This window comes from Isoptericola sp. NPDC019571 (assembly GCF_044389385.1).
Classification (GTDB): domain Bacteria; phylum Actinomycetota; class Actinomycetes; order Actinomycetales; family Cellulomonadaceae; genus Isoptericola; species Isoptericola nanjingensis.
The window spans coordinates 130,405-151,376 of sequence record NZ_JBIRXZ010000006.1; the positions used below are offsets into that span (position 1 = coordinate 130,405).

At 73.0% G+C, this 20,972-nt stretch carries 19 protein-coding genes and 1 riboswitch; of the genes, 7 read left to right on the top strand and 12 right to left on the bottom strand.

Annotated elements, in window-relative coordinates; all coding sequences use genetic code 11:
- The 9 genes from ACH443_RS12560 to ACH443_RS12600 form a co-directional block, all read right to left on the bottom strand.
- The gene (locus ACH443_RS12560; RefSeq protein ID WP_430590494.1) at positions 1-948 is read right to left on the bottom strand and encodes a carbohydrate ABC transporter permease; all 948 of its coding nucleotides are present in this window, start codon (positions 946-948) and stop codon (positions 1-3) included.
- Positions 948-1,922, bottom strand: a complete 975-nt coding sequence (locus ACH443_RS12565; RefSeq protein WP_430590495.1) for an ABC transporter permease — start codon at positions 1,920-1,922, stop codon at positions 948-950. Before ACH443_RS12565 ends, ACH443_RS12560 begins: the two co-directional genes overlap by 1 nt.
- A 65-nt stretch (positions 1,923-1,987) precedes the next feature.
- The gene (locus ACH443_RS12570) at positions 1,988-3,538 is read right to left on the bottom strand and encodes an extracellular solute-binding protein (protein ID WP_430590496.1); all 1,551 of its coding nucleotides are present in this window, start codon (positions 3,536-3,538) and stop codon (positions 1,988-1,990) included.
- Between the two features lie 32 nt (positions 3,539-3,570).
- A complete protein-coding gene (locus ACH443_RS12575; protein WP_430590497.1) occupies positions 3,571-4,260 on the bottom strand; it encodes a DUF624 domain-containing protein in 690 nt (229 codons plus the stop codon).
- A gap of 292 nt (positions 4,261-4,552) precedes the next feature.
- A complete protein-coding gene (locus ACH443_RS12580) occupies positions 4,553-6,664 on the bottom strand; it encodes a glycosyl hydrolase (RefSeq protein ID WP_430590498.1) in 2,112 nt (703 codons plus the stop codon).
- Positions 6,665-6,705: 41 nt separating this feature from the next.
- Complete coding sequence (locus tag ACH443_RS12585) at positions 6,706-7,437, bottom strand: HlyD family efflux transporter periplasmic adaptor subunit (protein WP_430590499.1); 732 nt, start codon at positions 7,435-7,437, stop codon at positions 6,706-6,708.
- Positions 7,434-9,131 (bottom strand): glycosyltransferase family 2 protein, encoded by a 1,698-nt coding sequence (locus ACH443_RS12590; protein WP_429766565.1) that lies wholly within the window; start codon positions 9,129-9,131, stop codon positions 7,434-7,436. Before ACH443_RS12590 ends, ACH443_RS12585 begins: the two co-directional genes overlap by 4 nt.
- Before the next feature lie 279 nt (positions 9,132-9,410).
- The gene (locus ACH443_RS12595) at positions 9,411-10,334 is read right to left on the bottom strand and encodes an LLM class F420-dependent oxidoreductase (RefSeq protein WP_429766563.1); all 924 of its coding nucleotides are present in this window, start codon (positions 10,332-10,334) and stop codon (positions 9,411-9,413) included.
- Between the two features lie 51 nt (positions 10,335-10,385).
- Positions 10,386-11,042 (bottom strand): DsbA family protein, encoded by a 657-nt coding sequence (locus ACH443_RS12600; RefSeq protein WP_429766561.1) that lies wholly within the window; start codon positions 11,040-11,042, stop codon positions 10,386-10,388.
- Positions 11,043-11,106: 64 nt separating this feature from the next.
- Between ACH443_RS12600 and ACH443_RS12605 the strand changes: the two genes are divergently transcribed.
- The 4 genes from ACH443_RS12605 to pnuC all read left to right on the top strand — a co-directional run bounded on the left by ACH443_RS12605 (position 11,107) and on the right by pnuC (position 14,544).
- Complete coding sequence (locus ACH443_RS12605; protein WP_430590500.1) at positions 11,107-11,346, top strand: hypothetical protein; 240 nt, start codon at positions 11,107-11,109, stop codon at positions 11,344-11,346.
- 121 nt (positions 11,347-11,467) lie between these two features.
- Entirely contained in the window at positions 11,468-12,628 is a 1,161-nt protein-coding gene (locus ACH443_RS12610; protein WP_430590501.1) for a class I SAM-dependent methyltransferase, read from the top strand.
- Between the two features lie 10 nt (positions 12,629-12,638).
- Positions 12,639-13,448 (top strand): TetR family transcriptional regulator, encoded by an 810-nt coding sequence (locus ACH443_RS12615; protein ID WP_430590502.1) that lies wholly within the window; start codon positions 12,639-12,641, stop codon positions 13,446-13,448.
- A gap of 107 nt (positions 13,449-13,555) precedes the next feature.
- Positions 13,556-13,699: riboswitch (FMN riboswitch) on the top strand.
- 125 nt (positions 13,700-13,824) lie between these two features.
- Positions 13,825-14,544, top strand: coding sequence for a nicotinamide riboside transporter PnuC (gene pnuC / locus ACH443_RS12620; protein ID WP_429766555.1), 720 nt, complete (start codon positions 13,825-13,827; stop codon positions 14,542-14,544).
- Between the two features lie 78 nt (positions 14,545-14,622).
- On the opposite strand, the gene ACH443_RS12625 is transcribed toward pnuC, so the two are convergent.
- The gene (locus tag ACH443_RS12625; RefSeq protein ID WP_430590503.1) at positions 14,623-15,309 is read right to left on the bottom strand and encodes a hypothetical protein; all 687 of its coding nucleotides are present in this window, start codon (positions 15,307-15,309) and stop codon (positions 14,623-14,625) included.
- 50 nt (positions 15,310-15,359) lie between these two features.
- Here ACH443_RS12625 and ACH443_RS12630 point away from each other — a divergent pair, with 50 nt between their 5' ends.
- Positions 15,360-15,953 (top strand): histidine phosphatase family protein, encoded by a 594-nt coding sequence (locus ACH443_RS12630; RefSeq protein ID WP_430590504.1) that lies wholly within the window; start codon positions 15,360-15,362, stop codon positions 15,951-15,953.
- Here the strand turns inward: ACH443_RS12630 and ACH443_RS12635 are convergent.
- Positions 15,928-17,172 (bottom strand): acyl-CoA dehydrogenase family protein, encoded by a 1,245-nt coding sequence (locus ACH443_RS12635; protein WP_429766551.1) that lies wholly within the window; start codon positions 17,170-17,172, stop codon positions 15,928-15,930. The genes ACH443_RS12630 and ACH443_RS12635 overlap by 26 nt on opposite strands.
- A 263-nt stretch (positions 17,173-17,435) precedes the next feature.
- On the opposite strand from ACH443_RS12635, the gene ACH443_RS12640 reads away from it, so the two are divergent.
- Positions 17,436-17,918: an NUDIX domain-containing protein gene (locus ACH443_RS12640; RefSeq protein ID WP_430590505.1), complete on the top strand. Its 483-nt coding sequence runs from the start codon at positions 17,436-17,438 to the stop codon at positions 17,916-17,918.
- Between the two features lie 197 nt (positions 17,919-18,115).
- Here ACH443_RS12640 and ACH443_RS12645 read toward each other — a convergent pair whose 3' ends face one another.
- Entirely contained in the window at positions 18,116-19,462 is a 1,347-nt protein-coding gene (locus tag ACH443_RS12645) for an Nramp family divalent metal transporter (protein ID WP_430590506.1), read from the bottom strand.
- A gap of 125 nt (positions 19,463-19,587) precedes the next feature.
- On the opposite strand from ACH443_RS12645, the gene ACH443_RS12650 reads away from it, so the two are divergent.
- Positions 19,588-20,895 (top strand): glycosyltransferase 87 family protein, encoded by a 1,308-nt coding sequence (locus ACH443_RS12650; protein WP_430590507.1) that lies wholly within the window; start codon positions 19,588-19,590, stop codon positions 20,893-20,895.
- Positions 20,896-20,972: the final 77 nt, after the last annotated feature.

The following is a 20,972-nucleotide window of genomic DNA, read 5'->3' on the forward strand; positions in this document are numbered from 1 at the left end:
TCAGCCCTTCACGCTCCCGATGAGCATTCCCTTGGCGAAGTGCTTCTGGAGGAACGGGTAGGCCAGGAGCACGGGGATGGTGGCCACGATGACCACCGCGAACTTGATGCCCTGCGCGGGCGGGGGCAGCTCGGCGCCCATGTCCTGCGCGGACAGCGACGCCGACGCGGTGACCTGCCGCAGGAACATCTGCAGGGTCCACATGTCCTGGTCGTTCAGGTACAGCAGCGGGGACATGTAGTCGTTCCAGATGCCGACGGCGTAGAACAGCGCGAACGTCGCGAGCACCGGCTTGGACAGCGGGATCACGACGTGCCGCAGGATCTGCAGCTCGTGGGCGCCGTCGATCTTGGCGGACTCCTCCAGCTCCTGGGGCAGCTGCTGGAAGAAGTTCTTGATGATGATCAGGCTGAACGGGTTGATCGCCATCGGCAGGATCAGCGCCCAGTACGAGTCGAGCAGGCCGAGCTGCTTGACCACCAGGAACGTGGGGATCATGCCCGCGGAGAACACCATCGTGAACACGACGACGGTCATGATGGTGCGCCGCCCGGGCAGGTCGACCTTCGACAGCGGGTAGGCCATCAGCGCCGTCAGCGCGAGCTGGACGAGCGTGCCGACCAGGGTCACGACGACGGTGGTGACGAAGGCCCGCACGAACGCGTCCGAGGACAGGATCGAGGCGTAGGAGTCGGTCGTGAAGTCCCGCGGCCACAGGAAGAACGGCCGCGTGGTGATCTCCAGCTCGGTCGCGAACGAGCCCGCGAGCACGTACAGGAACGGCAGCAGCGCCAGCAGGCCGACGGCGACGAGCAGCACGACGTTGACGACGTCGAACGCGCGCCCCGCACGGGTGTTGAACCGCTGGTGCTGCGTGGAGGGCCTGGACGCGCGCCGGGAGGCGCGGCCGGGCGGCACGGTGGGCACGGTAGTGAGCGGTGCGGCCATCAGAAGATCCCCTGCTGGTTGAAGCGCTTGGCGAGCCAGTTGGTGCCGAAGATCAGCACCAGCCCGACGATCGCCTTCGACAGGCCCACCGCGGTGGAGTAGGAGTACGCGCCCTGCTGGATGCCGGTGAAGTACACGTACGTGTCGAAGACGTCCGCGACGGTGCGGTTGAGCGCGTTGGACATGAGGTAGATCTGCTCGAACCCGGTGTTGAGGATCTCCCCGGTCTGCAGGATGAGCATCACGATGATCGTGGGCCGGATGGCGGGCAGCGTGAAGTGCCAGGTGCGCTGCCAGCGGCCCGCGCCGTCGATGACGGCGGCCTCGTACTGCTCCTGGTCCACGCTGGCCAGGGCGGCGAGGAAGATGATCGTGCCCCAGCCGGTGGACTTCCAGATCGTCTGCAGCAGGATCAGCGGACGGAACCAGTCCGGGTCGGCCAGGTAGTTGGTCTCCGTGCCGGTGAGCCCGTCCAGGAAGGACGACAGCGGGCCCGTGCCGATCGCGAACAGCAGCGCGGTCAGCGACACCACGACCGTCCAGGACAGGAAGTGCGGGATGTAGACCAGCGTCTGCACCGTGCGCTTGAGCACCGACAGGCGGACCTCGTTGAGCAGCAGCGCCAGCACGATCGTCAGCGGGAACGCCACGAACAGGCTCAGCGCGGCCAGGATCAGCGTGTTGCCCAGCAGCCGCGGGAAGTCGGGGTTGGAGAAGAACTCCTGGAAGTGGTGCCAGCCCACCCACTCCGAGCCCTGGATCCCCAGGAACGGCACGTAGTTCTTGAACGCGATCTGCGCGCCCCACATCGGCCAGATGCGGAACAGCAGGAAGTACAGGATGCCCGGCAGCATCATCACCAGCAGCCACCGGTAGCGCACCACCCGGGCCCAGCCGCGGTGCGGCCGGCGGGGCGCGGGAGGGGCGGCGGGCGCGGGCGTGCCGGCCTGCTCGACGTCGACGACGGCGGTCATCGCAGCCTCCTTCTCGGACGGGGTGCGGGGCCGGGCACCGAGGCCCGGCCCCGCACCGGAGGGGATCAGCCGAGCTGGCCGTAGAGCTCGTTCATCTCGGCCGTGACCGCGTCACCGCCGCTGGACTTCCACTGCGCGATCGCCGCGTCGAGCCCCGCCTCGTCGATCTGCCCGCTGATGTACTGGATGCGGGCGTCGGCGATGACCTGGTCGAGCTGGACGCCGTTGGTCATGTAGGTCTCGGAGACGAGCGCCGCCCCGGGGTTGAAGACCGCCTTCTCGAGGTCCTTGGCCTGCAGGTCCACGCGCTCCTGCTCGAGCTCGGCGTCGTACTCCGTCTCCGGCTTCGGCTTGTAGGCCTCGTAGCCGGCCACGTTGGTGCCGATCTGGGCCCACGAGCCGCTGACCAGGTCCGTGTAGTCCTGCTTCGACTCGTCGTTGACCGCGAAGCCGTCCTCGACCGTGAAGTTGTCGCCCTCGATGCCGTTGTTCTCCAGCACCTGGCCCTCGGTGCTGCTCAGCTCGTTCAGCGCGGTGAGCACCTGCTTGAGCTGCTCCTCCGTCTGCACCGACGCCTTCGGCACGGCGAGGAAGCCGCTGTAGCCCGGCGTCGGGAGCGCGAAGTCACCGTTCGGCCCGGCGATGTTGCCCTGGAGCGCGACGAACTGGTCGTACGTCTTGGGGTCCTTCTCCTTGAACAGGCCCGCCAGCTGCGACGCGCGCGACTGGACGTCGATGATGATGCCGCCCTTGCCGTTGAGGAACGGCTCGTTCCACTGGGTGGAGCCGTCCATCGTGGCGTAGTCCTTGTTGACGTAGCCGTTCTCGATGAGCTGCTTCTCGTAGTCGAGCGCCTGCTTCCACTCCGGGGTCGTGAACGACGGGATCAGCTGGCCGCCCTCGTCCTTCCACACGTTGCCCGCGCCGAACCAGGTCTCGATGGCGTCGTAGGGGCTGCCCGTGCCGATCGACGCACCCCAGGCGGGGATGATCATCCCGTAGGTGTCGTCCTTGCCGTTGCCGTCGGGGTCGTCCTCGGTGAACGCCTTGGCGAGCGCCATGAGCTCGTCGGTGTTCGTGGGCTCCTCGAGGCCGAGGTTCTTCAGCCAGTCCTTGCGGATGGTGATGGACGTGCGCACGACGTCGCGGGCCCGGTACACGCCGTAGACCTTGCCGTTGACGCTCGAGGCCTCCTGGACGTCGGGGTTCTCCGTGACGAGGTTCGGGTAGTCGCCCGAGGCCAGGTACTCGGTGAGGTCCCAGAAGCCGCCGGCCTCCGCCGTCTGCACGAAGCCCTGGCTCTTCTGCTGGATGACCATGACGTCGGGGATCTCGTCGCCGGCCAGCACCACGTTGGTCCGGTCGCCGTACTCCGCGTTGGGCACCCACTGCATGTCGAGGTCCAGCCCCGCCAGCTCGGACAGCTTCGCGCCCACCGGGTCGTCGTCCTCCGGCGGCGTCGCGGAGAAGTACGGCGCCATGATCGAGAGCGAGTCGAGCGCCTCGCCACCGCCGCCACCGCCGCCGCCGTCGCCGCCACCGCCGCTGCCGCAGGCCGCGAGCGCGAGGCTCCCGACCGCGAGGAGGGCCAGGGGGGCCAGCCGTCGTGTGCGCATGCTGTTCCTTTCGTCGGAGTGCACGTCGTCGTTCACTCGTCGAGGGGGTCGGTCGCCGCCCGGTCGCCGAGCCGGCGGTCGTTGGCGGCGTAGAAGGACAGGCAGAGGGCCGTGCACAGGTACGCCCACGCGCCGATCGAGACGACGGGCAGGAGTCCGGGCACGAACGCGGTGACGACGCCGACCAGCGCCGTCGTCGCCGCGAGCAGGAGGGGCGCCCCGGGGGCGCGCAGCAGGAACGTCCAGGCCAGGCGCGGCACGTCGCCGCGACGCAGGTCGTAGTGGGCGTCCATCGTCAGGGCGAGCAGCAGGTGCACGACGCCGAGGCCCGCGACGACGGCGAGCGCGACGCGGAGCACCGCGGGCGCGTCGTCGAGCAGGAGCAGGCTCGTCCCGGTGAGGGCGAGTGCCAGCAGGCCCGGCGCGGCGAGGAGGTTGGCGCGGGCGAGTCCGGAGGCCCAGGCGCGGACGAAGACGCGCACGGCGCGCTGGGTGTCGCCCCGCAGCCGCGTGCGGCTGACGACGGTCGCCGCGGCGAGCGCGGGCGCGACGCCGAGCACCACTCCCCCGGCCAGCGTGCCCGCGAGGACGAGGAGGTTGAGCAGGCCCAGGAACGCCAGCGTGTCGACCCAGCCGAACCATCGCTCGAGCCGGGCGCCGCCGTCGGCGGGGGCCGCCGTGCGTGCCGCCGCCACCTCCGCGCGCGCGCCCTCGTGTGCCATGGCCCGGTCCCATCTCCGTCGATGCCCGGGCCGTCGTCGGCCCGGTCAGCCTCCGGGACGGCGACGTCGCCGACCCGCTGCAGGAAAGCGATTCCCCGCGTTGAATGGATTCACCGTAGGGGCCGGGACTTCACCCGTCAACATGCGTCTGCAACGTTGAGGTCACGATCGCGCCGAGGTAGCCCAGAACTCGCCGAGGGAGCAAGAGGCCTCGAGGCCGTCTCGGCCGGAACTCCCTCGCGAAGGATCCGACCACCTCGCGGGCCCCAGGACGACCTTGCGGAGGTTCGCACTACCTCGGCGGTCGGGACGCGTGCTCCAGGAGCCAGGCGAGGAGGTATGCGCGGGTGTTCCCGTCGTCGATGCGCTCCTCGGGCAGGTCGCGGGCGACGCCGAGCGCCGCGGCGGCGTCCTCCGGCCCGGCCAGCGCGGCGTACATGAGCAGCTGGTCGCCGAACATCACGTCCCACGACGCGGGGACGTCGCGCGGTCCGGAGAGCGCCTCGTCGAGGTTGGCACGGATGCGGTCCGGGTCCCCGCCGAGGTACGTCGCGACCGGCTGTGCCGGCAGCACGAGGATCCCGAGCATCGCGCTCGGCTCGGCGCTGAACCACGTGGCCCAGTCCCGCTTGCCGCCCCACACGAGCGACGTCACCTGGTGGCCGAAGCCCTCCACGGCGGGGTCGTCCCGGTCGACGTCGGTCCAGTAGGCGCGCGCCGACGCGGCCTCCGCGCCGAGCATCCAGCGCGCCTGCTCCTCGAGCTCGGCGTCCCCCGTCGCCTGCGCCCACAGGGCCAGCCCGTTCCAGGCCGAGACGGCCTCGGACGCCGACTCCTGGTTGTTGCCGTCGGCGAACGGCGCGTACCCGGACGCCCACGAGTGCCCGGCGTAGACGTCGAACACGCGCAGCGCGGGCATGCCGCCCACCCCCGTGCCCGAGGCGACGTCCGCGGCGAGCAGGTCCAGCACGGGCGCGAGGTCGGCGGCGAGCGCCGGGTCGTCGGCCGCCACGACGCCCGCCGCGTACAAGAAGTACCCGTAGTGGAAGTGGTGGTCGTTTGCCTCCTCCGAACCGAAGCCCGGCACCTTCCCGACCACGGTCGCCAGCACCGGGTCGTGCACGAAACAGCGCTCCGCGCGGTGCTCGCAGCCGTCGGGCTCGGCCCACTCCCGAAGTCGTTCCTCGAGTCCCGACCGCAGCGGCTCGGCCACACCGTCCAGCCCGAGCCCCTCCGCCAGACCGAGCAGGTTGGCGTCCCGGGCCAGGGCCTTGCCCCCGAAGTACGTGTCGGACGGCGCCTCCAGGGCCCCCGTCCCCACAGCGGCCGCGTCGGCACGCACCTGGTCGGCGAGCTCCGCGCGCGCGTCGTCGTCCAGGCCCGACAGGTCGAGCCCGCCGGCCGGCTCCACCGCGGGGCTCGACCACCCCAGGGTCGACGCCGTGCAGACGTCGACCGTCCCGTGCACGGTCGCGTACGAGCCGAGGCCGCAGGTGGCCCCCGTGGAGTCCGCCTGGTGGGGCATGCGCACGACGGCCGTGGGGCCCCCGTCCGCGGTCGCGTAGGTCAGCGCGGTGCTCACACCGTCGTCGCCGGCGCCGTACGACGCGGTCACCGCGGCCACCGGGCGCGAGGCGGCCTCGACGAGGGTGTCGACCGACGCGCCCGACGCCCCGTCCGGCACCGGGAACCAGGCGACGGACTCGCCCGCGGCGAGCGTGAGCACCCGCCCGTCGTCGGAGAGCCCGGCACCGGGGTCGTCGGTGCCGCCCGGACCCACGAGGACGTGCTCACGGTCGAGCACCTCGGTCGACGCTCGGCCGTCGGCGACGGTGAACGCCGAGGTCATCGCCACGTCCTGGTCGGTCGCCGCGACGTACCGCAGCACGGGAGACCCCTCCACGATCCGCAGGTGCCCGAGCGCCGCCCCGGCGCCGTCGCGCAGCTCGACCGTCACGGACGCGACGTCGTACTCCGACACCACCGCCGACGCGGCGCCGACGTCCGCGCCCACCTGCGGGTCGAACGGACCCAGGATCGAGGTCTCGGTCACCTGCACCTGCGGCAGCCCGTAGGCGAACCCGCCCCCGGTCAGCGCGACCGCGAGCGGCACCGGGAACACGGGCTGCGGCGCGTCGCCGAGCGCCAGGCTGGAGAACCACCGGTTCGTGGGCGGCGCCAGGCCGTCGGCGAGTCGCGTCGTCGGCGTGGCCGCGACCTGCTCCCGGGGCAGCAGCGACACGTCGACGTCGGGCGCCGCGAGGCTCTCCTCCGGCGCCGGGGCGTCGACGGCGCCCGGAGCGTCCTCCTCGGCGGGTGCCGTCCCGCGGAGGACGCCGCAGCCCGACGACGCCAGGACCACGGCCAGGACCGCCGCCAGCGCACCGGCGACCGGCGGCGGCACGCTCCTCGTCCGCGCCCCGGCGCCGCGCCGCGCGGGCGTCGTCACAGGCCCACCCGGCGCAGGAACTGGCTGAACGCGGCGTCCACGCCGGCGAGCGGGCCGTCGTCGTGCAGGTCGATCACCGCGGTGACCGGGGTTCCGGCCATGACGAGCCCGTGCTCGGCGCCGCGCACCAGGCCTGCGCTGGAGACGCGCACCGTCGCCTCCGCCTGGTTCTTCGTGTTCTGCACGGCCACCGCGTCCACGACGCCGTCCACCTCGGCCTGGTTGGGCAGCACCACCGTGACCGTGGCGCCGTCGCGGATGCGGGCGAAGTCCGCCGGGTCGAGCACGAGCCTCGCGTCGACGAACAGCGAGCCCTGGCGCTCGACGGTGGCGAGCACCTCCCCCGACCGGGCGAACGCCCCCTGGTCCACGGCCACGTCCGTGACGACGCCGTCGGCGGGGGCGACCACGGTCATCGTGCCGTCCTCGGCCACCTCGTAGGCGCCGCCCTCCCGGCTGACGAGGCCGACGGCGAGGTCGTGCTGCAGCGTGAGGCTGCGCAGCACCAGCAGGGGGTCGCCGGCGCGCACCTCGTCACCCTCCTCGACGAGCGCCTTGGCGACCGTCCCGGCGTAGTCCGTGCCGACGTCGAGCGTCTCGGCGGAGATGGTCGCGGCCGACGACGTGGCCTGCGACTCGCGACGGTTCATGACCAGGGTGAGCGCGACGCACAGCAGCACCACGCCGAGCAGGCCTCCCACGAGGCGCAGGCGGTTGGTCCAGGTCATGCGGCACCTCCGGCGGACGGGACGGCGGCGCGGGCGCGGCGCGACTCGCGCAGCGCGGTGACGACGAACGCGCCGAGGATGAACGTGTTGGTGAGGTTCCAGGCCAGCGCCAGGCTCGGCAGCGGGTCGTCGCCCCACTCCTTCCAGACGCCGACGGCGGACGTCAGCAGCAGGAAGGCGAAGCAGAGCACCTGCGGCAGCATGAAGTTGAACGGCGACTCGGCCCGGCCGGCACGACCCGTGACGTGCCAGGCCTGCTCCTTGCCGGTGAGGGCGTTCCACAGCGCCTTCGTGTAGATCGGGAACGACACCGACGCGAGCATCAGCACCTCCCACCGGAACGACCCGAGGGTGAAGAACGCGATCGCGATCTGCATCCCGTAGAAGCCCAGGTAGTACAGCAACCAGGTGCTCGGCGAGATCGTCAGGTCCATCGGCGTGAGGTCCAGGTAGATCTGCAGCGGCGGGACCAGGAGCAGCACGAGGGGCGCGATGCCCGAGAGGTAGTGCGTGGCCGTGACCGTGTACTGCAGGCGCTGGTCGAGGGTGAGCCGTCGCCTGGGGCTCAGCGGGTTGTGCTGGAGCATGATCTCGAAGCCGCCGGTGGCCCAGCGCAGCTGCTGCTTGGTGTACGCCTCGACGGTCTCGGGGGTGTCGCCCACCGCGAGGACGGTCGGGATGTAGACGGTGCGCCAGCCGCGCTCGTGCAGCAGGAGCGACGTCCACACGTCCTCCGACTTGGAGTCCGTGTACATGCCGCCGATGTCGTCGACCGCCGCCCGGCGGAAGATCACGTTGGTGCCGACGCAGAACGCCGCGTTGAAACGGTTCCGGCCGGGCTGCACGAAGCGGTAGAACACGGCCTGCATGTAGCCGGCGCCGCGGGAGATGAGGGTGTCGAGGTTGCCGTACGTCTGCGGGGTCTGCACGAAGGCGACGTCGTCGGACACGAAGAACGGGACCGTCTCGACCAGGAGCTCCGGCCGGGCGACGAAGTCTGCGTCAAGGATGACGAAGTAGTCCCCCTTCGCGATCGTCAGCGCGTGGTTGACGTTGCCGGCCTTGGCGCCGTGGCTCGACAGCCGGCGCACGTAGCGGGCGCCGAGCGTGGCGGCGAGGTCGCGCACGTCGTCCGAGCGGCCGTCGTCGAGCACCCAGGTCCGGTGGCGGCCGCGCAGGGCGACGGCGGCGCGCACCGTGCGCGCGATCGTGTCGAGGCTCTCGCCGTACGTCGTGATGAAGACGTCGACGGTCACGGGTCTGTCGTGCAGGTACAGGGTCCAGCGCGTGGGGTCGTCCTCGGCCTCGTCCCGCACGATCTCGGGCAGGTCGAACAGACGGTCCTGCGCGTGGTGGAAGGAGAAGCCGCGCGGGTCGTAGCCGCTGGAGAGCACGGTCCACATCGCGAGGAGCGCCTGCACGACGAGGATGGTCTCGGCCGTGATCACCATGACGTACGGCAGCGCGTCCCCGCGGTTGGCGGGGTTGAGCAGGAAGACGGCGTAGGCCACGACGCCGAGCGTCGCGAGCAGCATGATCAGGGCGAGGGACGGCGACCGCGAGGCGGCGTTCTCGTCCCTCGGCGGGGCGGTGGGGCGCGGCGGCTCCGCGCTGAGCGGGCCGTGGGGGCGCGACCGGACGTGCTCGGTGCGGCGCGGGGTGACGACAAGACGGTCGAACTCGGAGACGGACATGGCGTGTCCTCCGGGCATGGGCGCGGTCGTGCGGCGGGGAGCGTGGACCACGTCGTCCGGGCGACGGCAGCGTCGTGACGGTGCTGCGGGCCTGCGGCGGGCGCGACCTCCGCCCTGAACGGGTCGAGGTGACCCGCTCCGGAGAGCGGGCCACCTCGTCGTCTGTCGCGAACTTAGCCCCGCCGTGCCCCCGTGTCACGAGTTCGGCGGGGTGAGTTCAGCAGGCGAGACCGTCGCCCTGGCCGACTGTCGCCGCAGGTCACAGGCCTGCGGCTCGCCTCAGAGCTGCGTCGCGACCTCGCGCGCCACCAGGTCCAGGTGGTCGAGGTCGTGCAGGTCGAGCGCCTGCAGGTACACGCGCTGGATCCCCTGGTCCCGCAACGAGCCGAGCAGGTCGACGGCCTCGGAGACGGTGCCCGCGACGCCGTGCTCGCGCAGCTCGGCCGGCTCGCGGCCGATCGCCGCCGCGCGCCGGGTGAACTCCGCCTCGTCCTTGCCGACCGCGAGCACCAGGGCGACGGACTGCACGATGGAGTCCGGCGTGCGCCCCGCCGCCTCCAGCGCCTCGTTGATCACGCCGATGCGCGGCGCGACCGTGTCCAGCTCGGGGAACGCCTGGTTGTACTCGTCGCCGAACCGGGCGGCCAGCGCCGGCGTGCGCTTCGGCCCGCCTCCGCCCACAATGACGGGGATCTTCGCCTGGGCAGGCTTGGGCAGGGCCGGGGAGTCGACGAGCGTGTAGTGCTCGCCGTCGAACGAGTACGACCCGCCGACGGGCGTGCCCCACAGCCCGGTGAGGATCTCCAGCTGCTCCTCGAGGAGCCCGAACCGCTTGGCCGGGAACGGGATCCCGTACGCCTCGTGCTCGCGCGCGAACCAGCCGGCGCCGAGCCCGATCTCGACACGGCCGCCGGACATCTGGTCCACCTGCGCCACCTGGATCGCCAGCACGCCGGGGTGGCGGAACGTGGCCGACGTGACGAGGGTGCCGAGGCGCACGGTGGAGGTGTCGCGGGCCAGGCCGGCCAGCGTCGTCCAGGCGTCGGTGGGGCCCGGTAGGCCGTCGCCGCCCATCGTCAGGTAGTGGTCGGAGCGGAAGAACGCGCTGTAGCCGAGGTCCTCGGTCGCCTTCGCGACGGCGAGCAGGTCGTCGTACGACGCACCCTGCTGGGGCTCGGTGAAGACACGCAGGTCGAGGGTCATGGTTCGCCTCTCGGGGTGCGGGGGGTGTGGTGCGGGGATGTGGTGCGGGGATCAGTCGAAGGACGGCGAGCTGGTCCGCGACCGCTTGAGCTCGAAGAAGTCCGGGAACGACGCGAGCGCGACGGCGCCGTCGAAGATCCGCACCGCGTCCTCGCCGCGCGGGATGCGCGTGAGGACCGGGCCGAAGAACGCGACGCCGTCGACGTGGATCGTCGGCGTGCCGACGTCCTCGCCCACCGGCTTCATGCCCTCCTCGTGCGAGACGGCGAGGGCGGCGTCGTAGGCGTCCGACGACGCGGCGGAGGCCAGCGACGCGGGCAGGCCGGCCTCGGCCAGGGCCTCCACGGCGACGGCGTCGAGGTCGTCCCGGCGGCCGCCCGGGTGGATGCGTGTGCCGGCCGCGGTGTAGAAGGCGCTGAACGCCTCGGGGCCGTGCTCGGTCTGCACCGCCGCGGCGACGCGGCCGATGCCGCGCGACGCCTCGATCTTCGCCCGGTAGTCCGCCGGGATGTCCCGGTCCTTGTTCAGCAGGTACAGGCTCATCAGCCGGAACGTGAGCTCCACGTCCCGGTGCTCCGCCACCTCGAGGGCCCAGCGGGACGTGATCCACGCGAACGGACACAGCGGGTCGACGTAGACGTCCACGACGGGGACGGTGGTGGTGGGGGCGGTGGTGGTCTCAGGCGCGGTCGTGGTCCCGGAAGTCACGACCGCCACCCTACCCATGCCGGGGGCACGTGTTCCGCGGGAGGGGCAGCGGTAGCCTCGGCCCGTGCGCAAGGTGCGGTGGGCGAGCGTGTGGACCGTGGTCGGGGCGTGCGCCGTCGCGCTCGCAATGCTGTGGGTCGTGCTGCGCGGCAGGGTCTGGGCGTGGATCCCGTTCTTCCTCGCCGCAGGGGTCGCGGTGCGGGAGATCCGGTACCTGCAGCGCGGCCGGCGCCCCGCCGAGGCGGGCTTCGACGAGCGTCGTCGCGGGGAGCCGGACGACGACCGCAGGCGCCGTCGCGGCTGACGCGGATCACCCGCCCGGGCGGTCGACGCGCCGGACTCCCGCGAGCTAGCGTCGAGACGGGCGCCGCCTCCCGACGACGCCGCGGGCCCGCACGTCCGGGCCACGGCACGGAGGTGCCGCCATGACCGACCCGACCGACACCGCCGACGCGTTCGCCGACCGGCTGTTCGCCGCCACGCTCGGCGCCATCGACGTCCTGGCCGTGCACGTGGGCGACCGGCTCGGCTGGTACCAGGCGCTCGCGTCGTCCGGCCCCCTGACGTCCACGGGGCTCGCGGAGGCCACCGGCACGGCCGAGCGGTACGCGCGCGAGTGGCTGGAGCAGCAGGCGGCCTCCGGTGTCCTCGTCGCGGAGGACGCCGGCGCGGCACCCGCGCTCCACGCGGACCCGCAGGCCGTCGCCCGGACCCGCCTCTACGCGCTGCCCGCGGCGCACGCGGAGGTGCTGACCGACACGTCCTCGCTGTCGTACCTGGCGCCCCTGGCCCGGTTCGTCGGCGCGATCGGGCCGCAGCTGCCCCGTCTGCTCGAGTCGTACCGGGACGGCGGCGGGGTGTCGTGGGACCAGCTCGGCGACGACGCCCGCCAGGCGCAGTCCGACGTCAACCGCCCGTGGTTCGAGCGCCGCCTGGCACCGACGCTCGCGGCGCTGCCCGCCGTCCACGAGGCGCTCTCCCGGCCCGGGGCCCGCGTCGTCGACGTCGGCTGCGGCTTCGGCTGGTCGACGCTCGCGCTCGCCGAGGCGTACCCGCTCGCCGAGGTCCACGGCATCGACGTCGACCGTCCGTCCGTGGCCGCCGCACGGGCGGCCGCCGCGGAGGCGGGCCTCGAACGGCGAGCCTTCTTCCACCTCGCAGACGCCGCAGAGCTCGCCGTCGCCCAGCCCTACGACGCGGCGTTCGCCTTCGAGTGCGTGCACGACATGCCGCGCCCGGTCGCCGTGCTCGAGGGCGTGCGCCGCGCGATGCGGCCCGACGGCGTCGTGGTGGTCATGGACGAGGCCGTCGCCGACGAGTTCCGCGCCCCGGCCGACGACGTCGACCGGATCATGTACGGCTACAGCCTGTTCGTGTGCCTGCCGGACGGCCTGTCCACGAGCCCGTCGGCCGGCACGGGCACCGTGATGCGCCCGGCCACGCTGCGGCGCTACGCGCGTGCGGCGGGCTACTCCGGCGTCGAGGTGCTGCCGGTCGACGACTTCGGCTTCTTCCGGTTCTACCGGCTGCAGCTGGGGTCCACGGACGAGCGGACGCCGGAAGGACGACCGGCGGTGCCGGAGTAATCTCCCAGGCATGACCGCCGTCCGGACGCACACCCACGCCCAGGCCGTCGACGCCGCGATCGACCTCTTCTCCCGGCAGGGCTACGAGCAGACCACCGTCGAGGAGATCGCCGACGCCGCCCGCGTCAGCCGTGCGACGTTCTTCCGCCGCTTCCGCTCCAAGGAGGACGTGGTCTTCGCGGACCACGAGCTGCTCCTGGAGGAGGTCGTCGTCATGCTCGCGGAGACCCGGCCCGAGGCGCGGGCCAGCGAGGAGTCGGGCCGCGCGCCCGAGCGGGCGTGGGACCCGACCACCGACCCGTACCTCGAGGTCTGCCGCGCGGCGCGGCTCGTCTTCGACCACCACGTGGGCCAGCGCGAGACGTCGATCGCCCGGCACCAGCTGCTGCAGCAGGTGCCCGCGCTGCGCGACCGCGAGCTGGTCACGACGCACCGCTACGAGCGCGCGTTCACCGCCTACCTGCGTGACACGCTGCCGCCCGACCGGTCCACCACGACGATGTCGATCGCGTTCGCGGCGTCCGTCGTCGCGGTGCACAACGCGATCCTGCGGCGCTGGCTGCGCAACCCCCACCTCGACCTGCGGCCGGAGCTGGAGGAGGCGTTCGCCGACCTGCGGCGCGCCGCCGTCTCCCCGTTCCCGCACGACGACGACTCCGCGCCGTCGTCCGCCCCTGCCGTCGACACCGACGTCGCCTCCGCCGGCGAGGTCCGGACGGTCGCGACGGGCGGCGACGGGAAGCGCGTCGTGGTCACGGTGCTGGAGCCCGGGGCGGGGCCGGACGACGTCGCGCGCGCCGTCCGCGACGCGCTGGCCTGACCGCCGGTCGAGACGGCCGGACACGACGCTGCCGCCGGGAATGCCGCTGTGGCATCCTGAGTTGTGCAGGACGCCGCCGGGACCTCCGGCGGTGGAAAGACACGCACGTACGTGCTCCGGGGTCGGTGAAATTCCGAGCCGGCGGTGACAGCCCGCGACCCGGCCTCCACCCGCAGACGCGGGGAGAGGCCGGCTGACCTGGTGAGATTCCAGGGCCGACGGTCAAAGTCCGGATGGGAGGAAGCACGTGCGGCACGCACCCGTCAGGGTGGGTGCCGCCGGGTGTCGTGCCGCCGACGACGGCCCTACGGGGCCCGACGCGGCGAGCGCCGACCCCTCACCCCGGACGCCGCACCTCGGACCGGGAGAGTGAACGATGGACGCGATCGACGCGTTCTTCAACGCCACGCTGACCATCGGCGACCAGCACATGTCGTGGCGCGAGATCGTCGGCAACCTGTTCGGCCTCGCCTCCGCGCTCGGCGGCATGCGCCGCAAGGTGTGGGCGTGGCCCGTCGGCATCGTCGGCAACCTGGTGCTGTTCACGGTCTTCATGGGCTCGTGGTTCGGCGACTCGAGCCGCGCCGACATGCTCGGCCAGGCGGGCCGGCAGGTGATGTTCCTGATCGTGTCGATCTACGGCTGGGTGCAGTGGCGGCGCACCGAGCGTGCCGCCCTGGAGGTCCGCGCCGACGGCAGGATCCCCGCCGACGGCGGCGCCGCGGTGCACCCCCACTGGGCGACCTGGCGGGAGCGCGTCGGCATCGTCGTCGTGATGGTCGGCGGCACCCTGCTGCTCACCCCGCTGTTCCGCGCCCTCGGCTCCTACGAGCCGGTGTGGTCGGACGCGTGGATCTTCATGGGCTCGCTGGTCGCCACGTACGGCATGGCGAAGGGCTGGGTCGAGTTCTGGCTGGTCTGGGTGGCAGTGGACGTCGTGGGAGTGCCCCTGCTCTGGTCGGCGGGCTACTACGCCACGGCGCTGATGTACGTGTTCTACGGCGTCTTCACCCTGACCGGGTTCTTCGTGTGGTGGCGCGTGCACCGGCGTGAGCAGGCCCAGGCGGGGGCGACGACGCCCGCGGTCGCGCCCTGACGGCGCTCACCGCGGCAGTTCGGGCTCGGCGCGGCAGCTCGAGCTGCCGCGCCGAGGACGAGATGCCGCGCTGAGCTCTCAGTCGTCGATGTCGAGCTCGGTGCCCGGCCCCGCGGCGCGGGCGCCGAGGCGCGCGTCGGCGAGGACGGCGGACACCAGGTCCGCGGGTCCGCCGAGCGCCGCCTCGGCGGTGTAGATCGGCATCCCGAGGAACCATTCCCGGTGCTCGGGCCAGACGTGCGAGGGCAGGTCGACCAGGCCCATGAGCGCGGCGACCGACCGGGGCTCCCCCGTCCACACGTGGTAGCCCCGGTGGGGCAGCAGGAGCCGGTCGGCGGACGGCCGCGCAACGAGACGGGCGAGCAGGTCCTCGTCCGCGGCGCGCCGCGCCTCGGCGATTTCCTCAGCGGCGGGCTCGGGCCCGTCCGGGTCCCATGCGAGCATGATGGCGGTGCCCGACGACCCCACCCCGCCTCCGCGGTCGTACAGAGACGGCCACCCCTCCCACAGGGTGCCGTGCAGCGGCGACTCCGCCGTCCACGGCGCGAGCGTGTCGACCAGGGCGTCGAGGCGCGCCGGGACGGCGTCCAGGTCGACGTTGCCCTCGTCGTCCCGGGGCAGGGGCACCACGGCGTACGCGGCATACGCCTGCGGGACGGCGTGGCCGAGGGTCGGGCCGAACTCGCCGAGGAGCGGCAGGATCCACTCCCCCGCGCTCGGGTCGTCGTCCCAGCGTGCGCCCGCGCGGGCGAGGTCGTCGGTCACGCCGCCACTCTAGGGACGCTCCGCCCGCGAGACCCGGGCAGACTGGCCCCGTGCGCGTCACCGTCGTCCGTCATGCAGCCCCGCACGTGACCGATGACGTCCCTCCGCACGTCTGGCCGCTGTCCCGCGCCGGCCGTGTCGCGGCCCGCGGGCTCCGCCTCCCGGTGGGCGCACGTGCCGTCGCGAGCGACGAGCGCAAGGCGGTGGAGACGCTCTCCCTCGCGCTCGGCGTCGCCGACGTCCCCACGGACCCGCGGTTCGGGGAGATCCGGCGACCGCCCGAGCCCGTCTCCCCGGAGTTCCGGGAGGCGCGGCGCGCCTGGGTCGAGGGCGCGCCCGACACGCGGCACGACGGGTGGGAGTCCGCGGAGGGCGCGGCCCGCCGGTTCGACGACGCCGTGCGCGACCACGCCGGCCGAGGCGACCTGGTGGTCGGGACGCACGGCATGGTGCTCACGGCATGGCTGGTCGCGACCGGCCACGTCGCCCCTGGTCCATCGGCAGGGGCGTTCTGGCTCGGGCTGCGCCTCCCCGACGTCGTCACCGTGGACCTGGCCGGGGACGACGACGGGGACCCGCGCGGCTGCGCGGGTCCCCGTCGTGCGAAGGCTGCAGTGCTCAGGCGAAGGCCGAGACCCCGGTGATGTCACGACCGACGATGAGCGCCTGCATCGACTCGGTGCCCTCGTAGGTGTGCAGGGCCTCGAGGTCGGCGAAGTGCCGCGCGACGCGGTTGCCGAGGAGGATGCCGTTGCCGCCGAGCATGTCGCGGGCGATCGACGCGACCTCGCGGGCCTGCCGCGTCGTCGTGTACTTCGCGAGCGAGGCCTGCTCGCCGGTGAGCGTGCCGGCATCCGCCAGGCGCGTGATCTGCGCGACGAGCAGCTGCATCTGCGTGACGAGCGAGAGCATGCGGGTGAGCCGCTCCTGCACCATCTGGTTCTTGGCCAGCGGTCGGCCGAACTGGATGCGCTGGGTCGAGTACGCGGCGGCCGCCTCGTAGCAGGCGACGGCGTGCCCCACGGCGGACCAGGCGACGGCGAGGCGGGTGGCGAAGAGGACGGCGGCGGTCGCCTTGAACGACGTCGCGCCGGGCAACGCCGCGCTCGCGGGGACGAAGACGTCGTCGAGCACGATGTGCGCCTGCCAGATGGCGCGCAGCGAGACCTTGCCCTCGATCGTGGTGGCGGTGTAGCCGGGCGCGTCCTGCGGGACGATGAAGCCGTGCACCTGGTTGTCGCCGTCGTCGCCGACGAGGCGGGCCCAGACGACGGTGATGTCGCCGCACGAGCCGAAGCCGATCCACTTCTTCTCGCCGTCCAGGACGTATCCCTCGACGCCGTCGCGGGTCTCCCTGCGGGCGGTGGTCTCGAGCGAGACGGAGTCCGAGCCGTGCGTGGGCTCGGTGAGCGCGAACGCGCCGAGGATCTCCCCGCGCGCCATCGGCTCGGCGTACTGCTCGATCTGCTCGGGCGAGCCGTGCATGACGATCGACCGCAGCGCGAGGCCGCCCTGGACGCCGCAGATCGTGGCGACGGAGCCGTCGCCGCGCGACATCTCCATGCTGGCCAGGCCCTCGGCCATGAACGAGACCGACGGGCGGCCGGGGACGTCGACGCCGTCGCGCAGGAAGTCGCGCTCGGCGAGCTTCTTCACCAGGTCGAACGGCACCTCGGCGCGCTCCCAGTAGCCGTCGATGACCGGCAGCACGTCCTCCTGCACGAACTCGCGGACGGCGAGCTGGTGGGCGCGCTCCTCGGGCGTCACGTCGGCGAAGGCGCCCACGTAGTCGAGGTCCAGCGGCTGCGAGACGTCGTAGTCGGGGGCTGTCACGCCGGGCATGACGGGGGCGTTGCGGGTCATCGACGACCTCTCTCTGCGCGGGGGTCCGTTCCGGGCCCGGTGAGGAGTGCGGACCGGCGCCGTCCGAGGCTGGTGGTGGCCGGCGCCGGTCCTCCTCCATCGTCACCCGCGACCGGGTCTCACGTCAAGCGATACTCCGTCTCACCGTCTTTGCCGAGGTAGTACAGCCCCCGGCGAGGTAGTCAGTGACCTGGCGAGGTAGTACCGGACCGGGCGAGGTAGTCCACTGCTCCGCGAGGGACCGCCCGGGTCACACTGTGACCATGGCGACGACCAGCGCAGGCCTTCTGCTCTATCGCACCTCGGACGACGGCGGCCTCGAGGTGCTGCTCGGGCACATGGGCGGCCCGTTCTGGGCGCGCAAGGACGAGGGCGCGTGGACGGTGCTCAAGGGCGAGCTCGAGCCGGACGAGGAGCCGCACGCCGCCGCGCTGCGCGAGGCGGGGGAGGAGCTCGGGCTGCCGCTCCCCGCGCCGTCGTCCCCCGACGTCGACCTCGGCGAGGTGCGGCAGCGGTCCGGCAAGCGCGTCCTCGCCTGGGCGCGCGAGTGGCCTCCGCCGGGGCCGGACCTGGACCAGGTCCGCAGCAACACCGTCGAGATCGAGTGGCCCCCGCGGTCGGGGAAGCGGATCGAGGTGCCGGAGATCGACCGGGTCGCCTGGCTCTCACCCGACGACGCCCGCCGCCTCGTCGTCAGCGCGCAGGCCGCGCTCGTCGACCGGCTGGAGTCCGCGCTCGGCCGCTGACCCGTACTACCTCGCCGGGCCCGGTACTACCTCGCAGGATCCCGTACTACCTCGCGGGACCCGGTACTACCTCGCGGGACCCGGTACTACCTCGCGGGACCCGGTACTACCTCGCGGGACCCGGTACTACCTCGCGGGACCCGGTACTACCTCGCGAGATCCGGTACTACCTCGCCGGTTCCGTTCTGTCGCGACGGTCAGCCGGTGAACGTCAGCCAGAGCAGCGCGACGTTCAGCGCCACGATGACCGCGGCCACGGCCCACGCCGCGACCTGGGTGGCGAGGCCGTTGCGGAACCCGCCGAGCAGGCCGGCGTCGCGCGTGATCCGCACCAGCGGGACCATCGCGAACGGGATGCCGAAGCTGAGCACCACCTGGCTCACGACCAGCAGCCACGTGGGCGACACCCCCGTCGCGAGCAGCACGATCGCGGGCACGAGGGTGACCAGCCGCCGGGCGAGCAGCGAGACGCGCACATGCAGGAGTCCGGACATGATCTCGGCGCCGGCGTAGGCGCCCACCGACGTGGACGCCAGCCCCGACGCGAGCAGCCCCACCCCGAACAGCACCGCGACCGCGGGGCCCAGCGACGACTCGATGGCGGCGTGCGCGCCCTCGATCGAGTCGGTCCCCGTGCGGCCGGGCAGGTTGGCCGCCGCGAGGAGGAGCATCGCGATGTTCACGCTGCCGGCGAGCACCAGCGCGGCGACGACGTCCCAGCGCGTGGCGGTGAGCAGGCGGCGGACCGCCGACGGCGACGGCGGGCGGGGCACGGTGACGTCGTCGTCCCCGACCCCGCCGTCCCCCAGGTCGTCGCGTCCCTCGGCCCCGGCGGCGAGGGCGTGCCGCCGCTGCACCCGGGCGTCGTGCCGCACCCGGTCGCGGGCGAGGGAGGAGTGCAGGTAGATCGCGTGCGGCATCACGGTGGCGCCGAGCATCGACGCGGCGAGCAGCACCGACTCCGGGCCGTCGAGGCGCGGCACCAGCCCGCCGAGCACCGCGCCCAGGTCCGGCGGCGAGAAGAACAGGCCCGCGCAGAACCCGACGGTGAGGACCGCGAGCATCGACGTCACGACCGTCTCGAAGACGCGCTGGCCGCGGCGCTGCTGCACGGTGAGCACCAGCATCGACACGACCCCGGTGATGATCCCGCCCAGCACCAGAGGGACGCCGAACAGCAGGTGCAGGGCGATGGCGCCGCCGATCACCTCGGCGACGTCGGTGGCCATCGCGACCACCTCCGCCTGCGCCCAGTAGGCGATCCGGCCGCGCCGGGAGAGGCGCTCGCCCAGCACCTCGGGCAGCGAGCGCCCGGTGACCACGCCGAGCTTGGCCGACAGGTACTGCACCAGCACCGCCATGACGTTGGCGACGACCAGCACCCACACCAGCAGGTACCCGAACCGCGCCCCCGCCGTGAGGTTCGCCGCGACGTTCCCCGGGTCGACGTACGCGATCGCCGCGACGAACGCCGGCCCGAGCAGGGTCACCAGGCGCGCGGGACGCACCCCCTGGGCGGGTCGGTCGAGGGTCGGTCGGCTCATGCGGTCCTCCGTGGGCCAGGCGTCGAAGTTTTCGGGTTTCCGAAACCTTAGACGTCCGGAGCCGCATCACGCATCCCCCAGGCGGCTCCGGGCGGCGACGAGCCCGGTCTGTCACCATGTCGGGCGTGCCATCCACGCAGACCGCTGCCGCGCGGAACACCCCCGGTCCCCTCGGCGCCGTGCTGAGGTCCCGGTGGCTGCTGGCGCTCGGCTTCGTGGCCGTGCACGCCTGGGTGATCGGGCAGGCCATCACCTGGGGCTACACGATCTACGGCGACGTCACGCTGTACGAGTGGTGGGCCCGCCACGGGCTCGACGCCGGGCAGTGGCCGGTCCTCGACTACGACTGGGTGTACCCCGCGGGGGCGCTCGTGCCGGTCACGCTGCCCGCGCTCGTGACCGACGGCCTGCTGGGCTACGAGATCGTCTGGACGGCGATGGTCGTGGCGCTGAACGCCGTCGCCACGGTGGTGCTGGTGCGCTGCGCGCCGCGCGGGGTGCTGGGCGCCTGGTGGTGGCTCGCGTTCCTGCTCGCCCTCGGCCCGATCTTCCTGGGCCGGCTGGACGGCGTCGTCGCGCCGCTCATCCTGATCTCCCTGGCGGTCGCGGCACGCCGCCCGACGCTCGCGACGGCGGTCGCCACGGCGGGCGCGTGGATCAAGATCGCCCCGGGGGCCGTGGTCGTGGCGCTGGCCGCGACCCGCGCCCGCTGGAGCGACCTGCTGCGGCAGGTGGTGGTGCCGGGCGCCGCGGTGAGCCTCGTCGTCGTCGGGCTCGCCCTCGCGGGCGGGGCCGGGGAGCGCGCGTTCAGCGTGTTCGGCCAGCAGGAGGCGCGCACGCTCCAGGCGGAGTCGGTCTTCGCCACCTGGTTCAGCGTGGCGCGGCTGTGGGACCCGTCGGTGCGGATCGAGTACAACGACGTGATCTTCACCTACGAGGTGCAGGGCGACGCCGCCCGCCAGGTCGCGTCCCTGCTCGACTGGCTGCTGCCCGTCGCGGTGCTGCTGATCGCCGCGCTCACGTGGTGGACGGCGCGTCGCCGCCCCGACCACGCGGCCGACGTCCTGCTGCTCAGCACCGCCGCCCTGCTCCTGTCGCTCATCGTGTTCAACAAGGTGGGCTCGCCGCAGTTCGTGGCGTGGATCGGGCCGCCGCTGGCCGCCGCGATCGCCCTGGCCGGGCCCGGCACGCGGCGGCTGTGGGGGCCGCCCGCCGTCGGCGTGCTCCTGGCGGCGCTGGGCACGCAGATCGTCTACCCGGTGGCGTACGGCGAGTTCCTCGGCGGGCAGCCCGCGATGGTCGTCGTCGAAGGGCTGCGGAACCTCGCGCTCGTCGTGCTGCTCGTCGGCGCGGTGTGGCGGATCGTGCAGCTCGGGCTCGACGGCGTGCGGGACGGCGTGCAGAGCGGCGCCGACCACGACGCGCCCGCCTGAGCGAGGCGTTCACCGGCGGGCCGGCACCCGTTCACCCCCGGCTCCCCCGGCGGCCATCCGTCCTCCCTACGGTCACC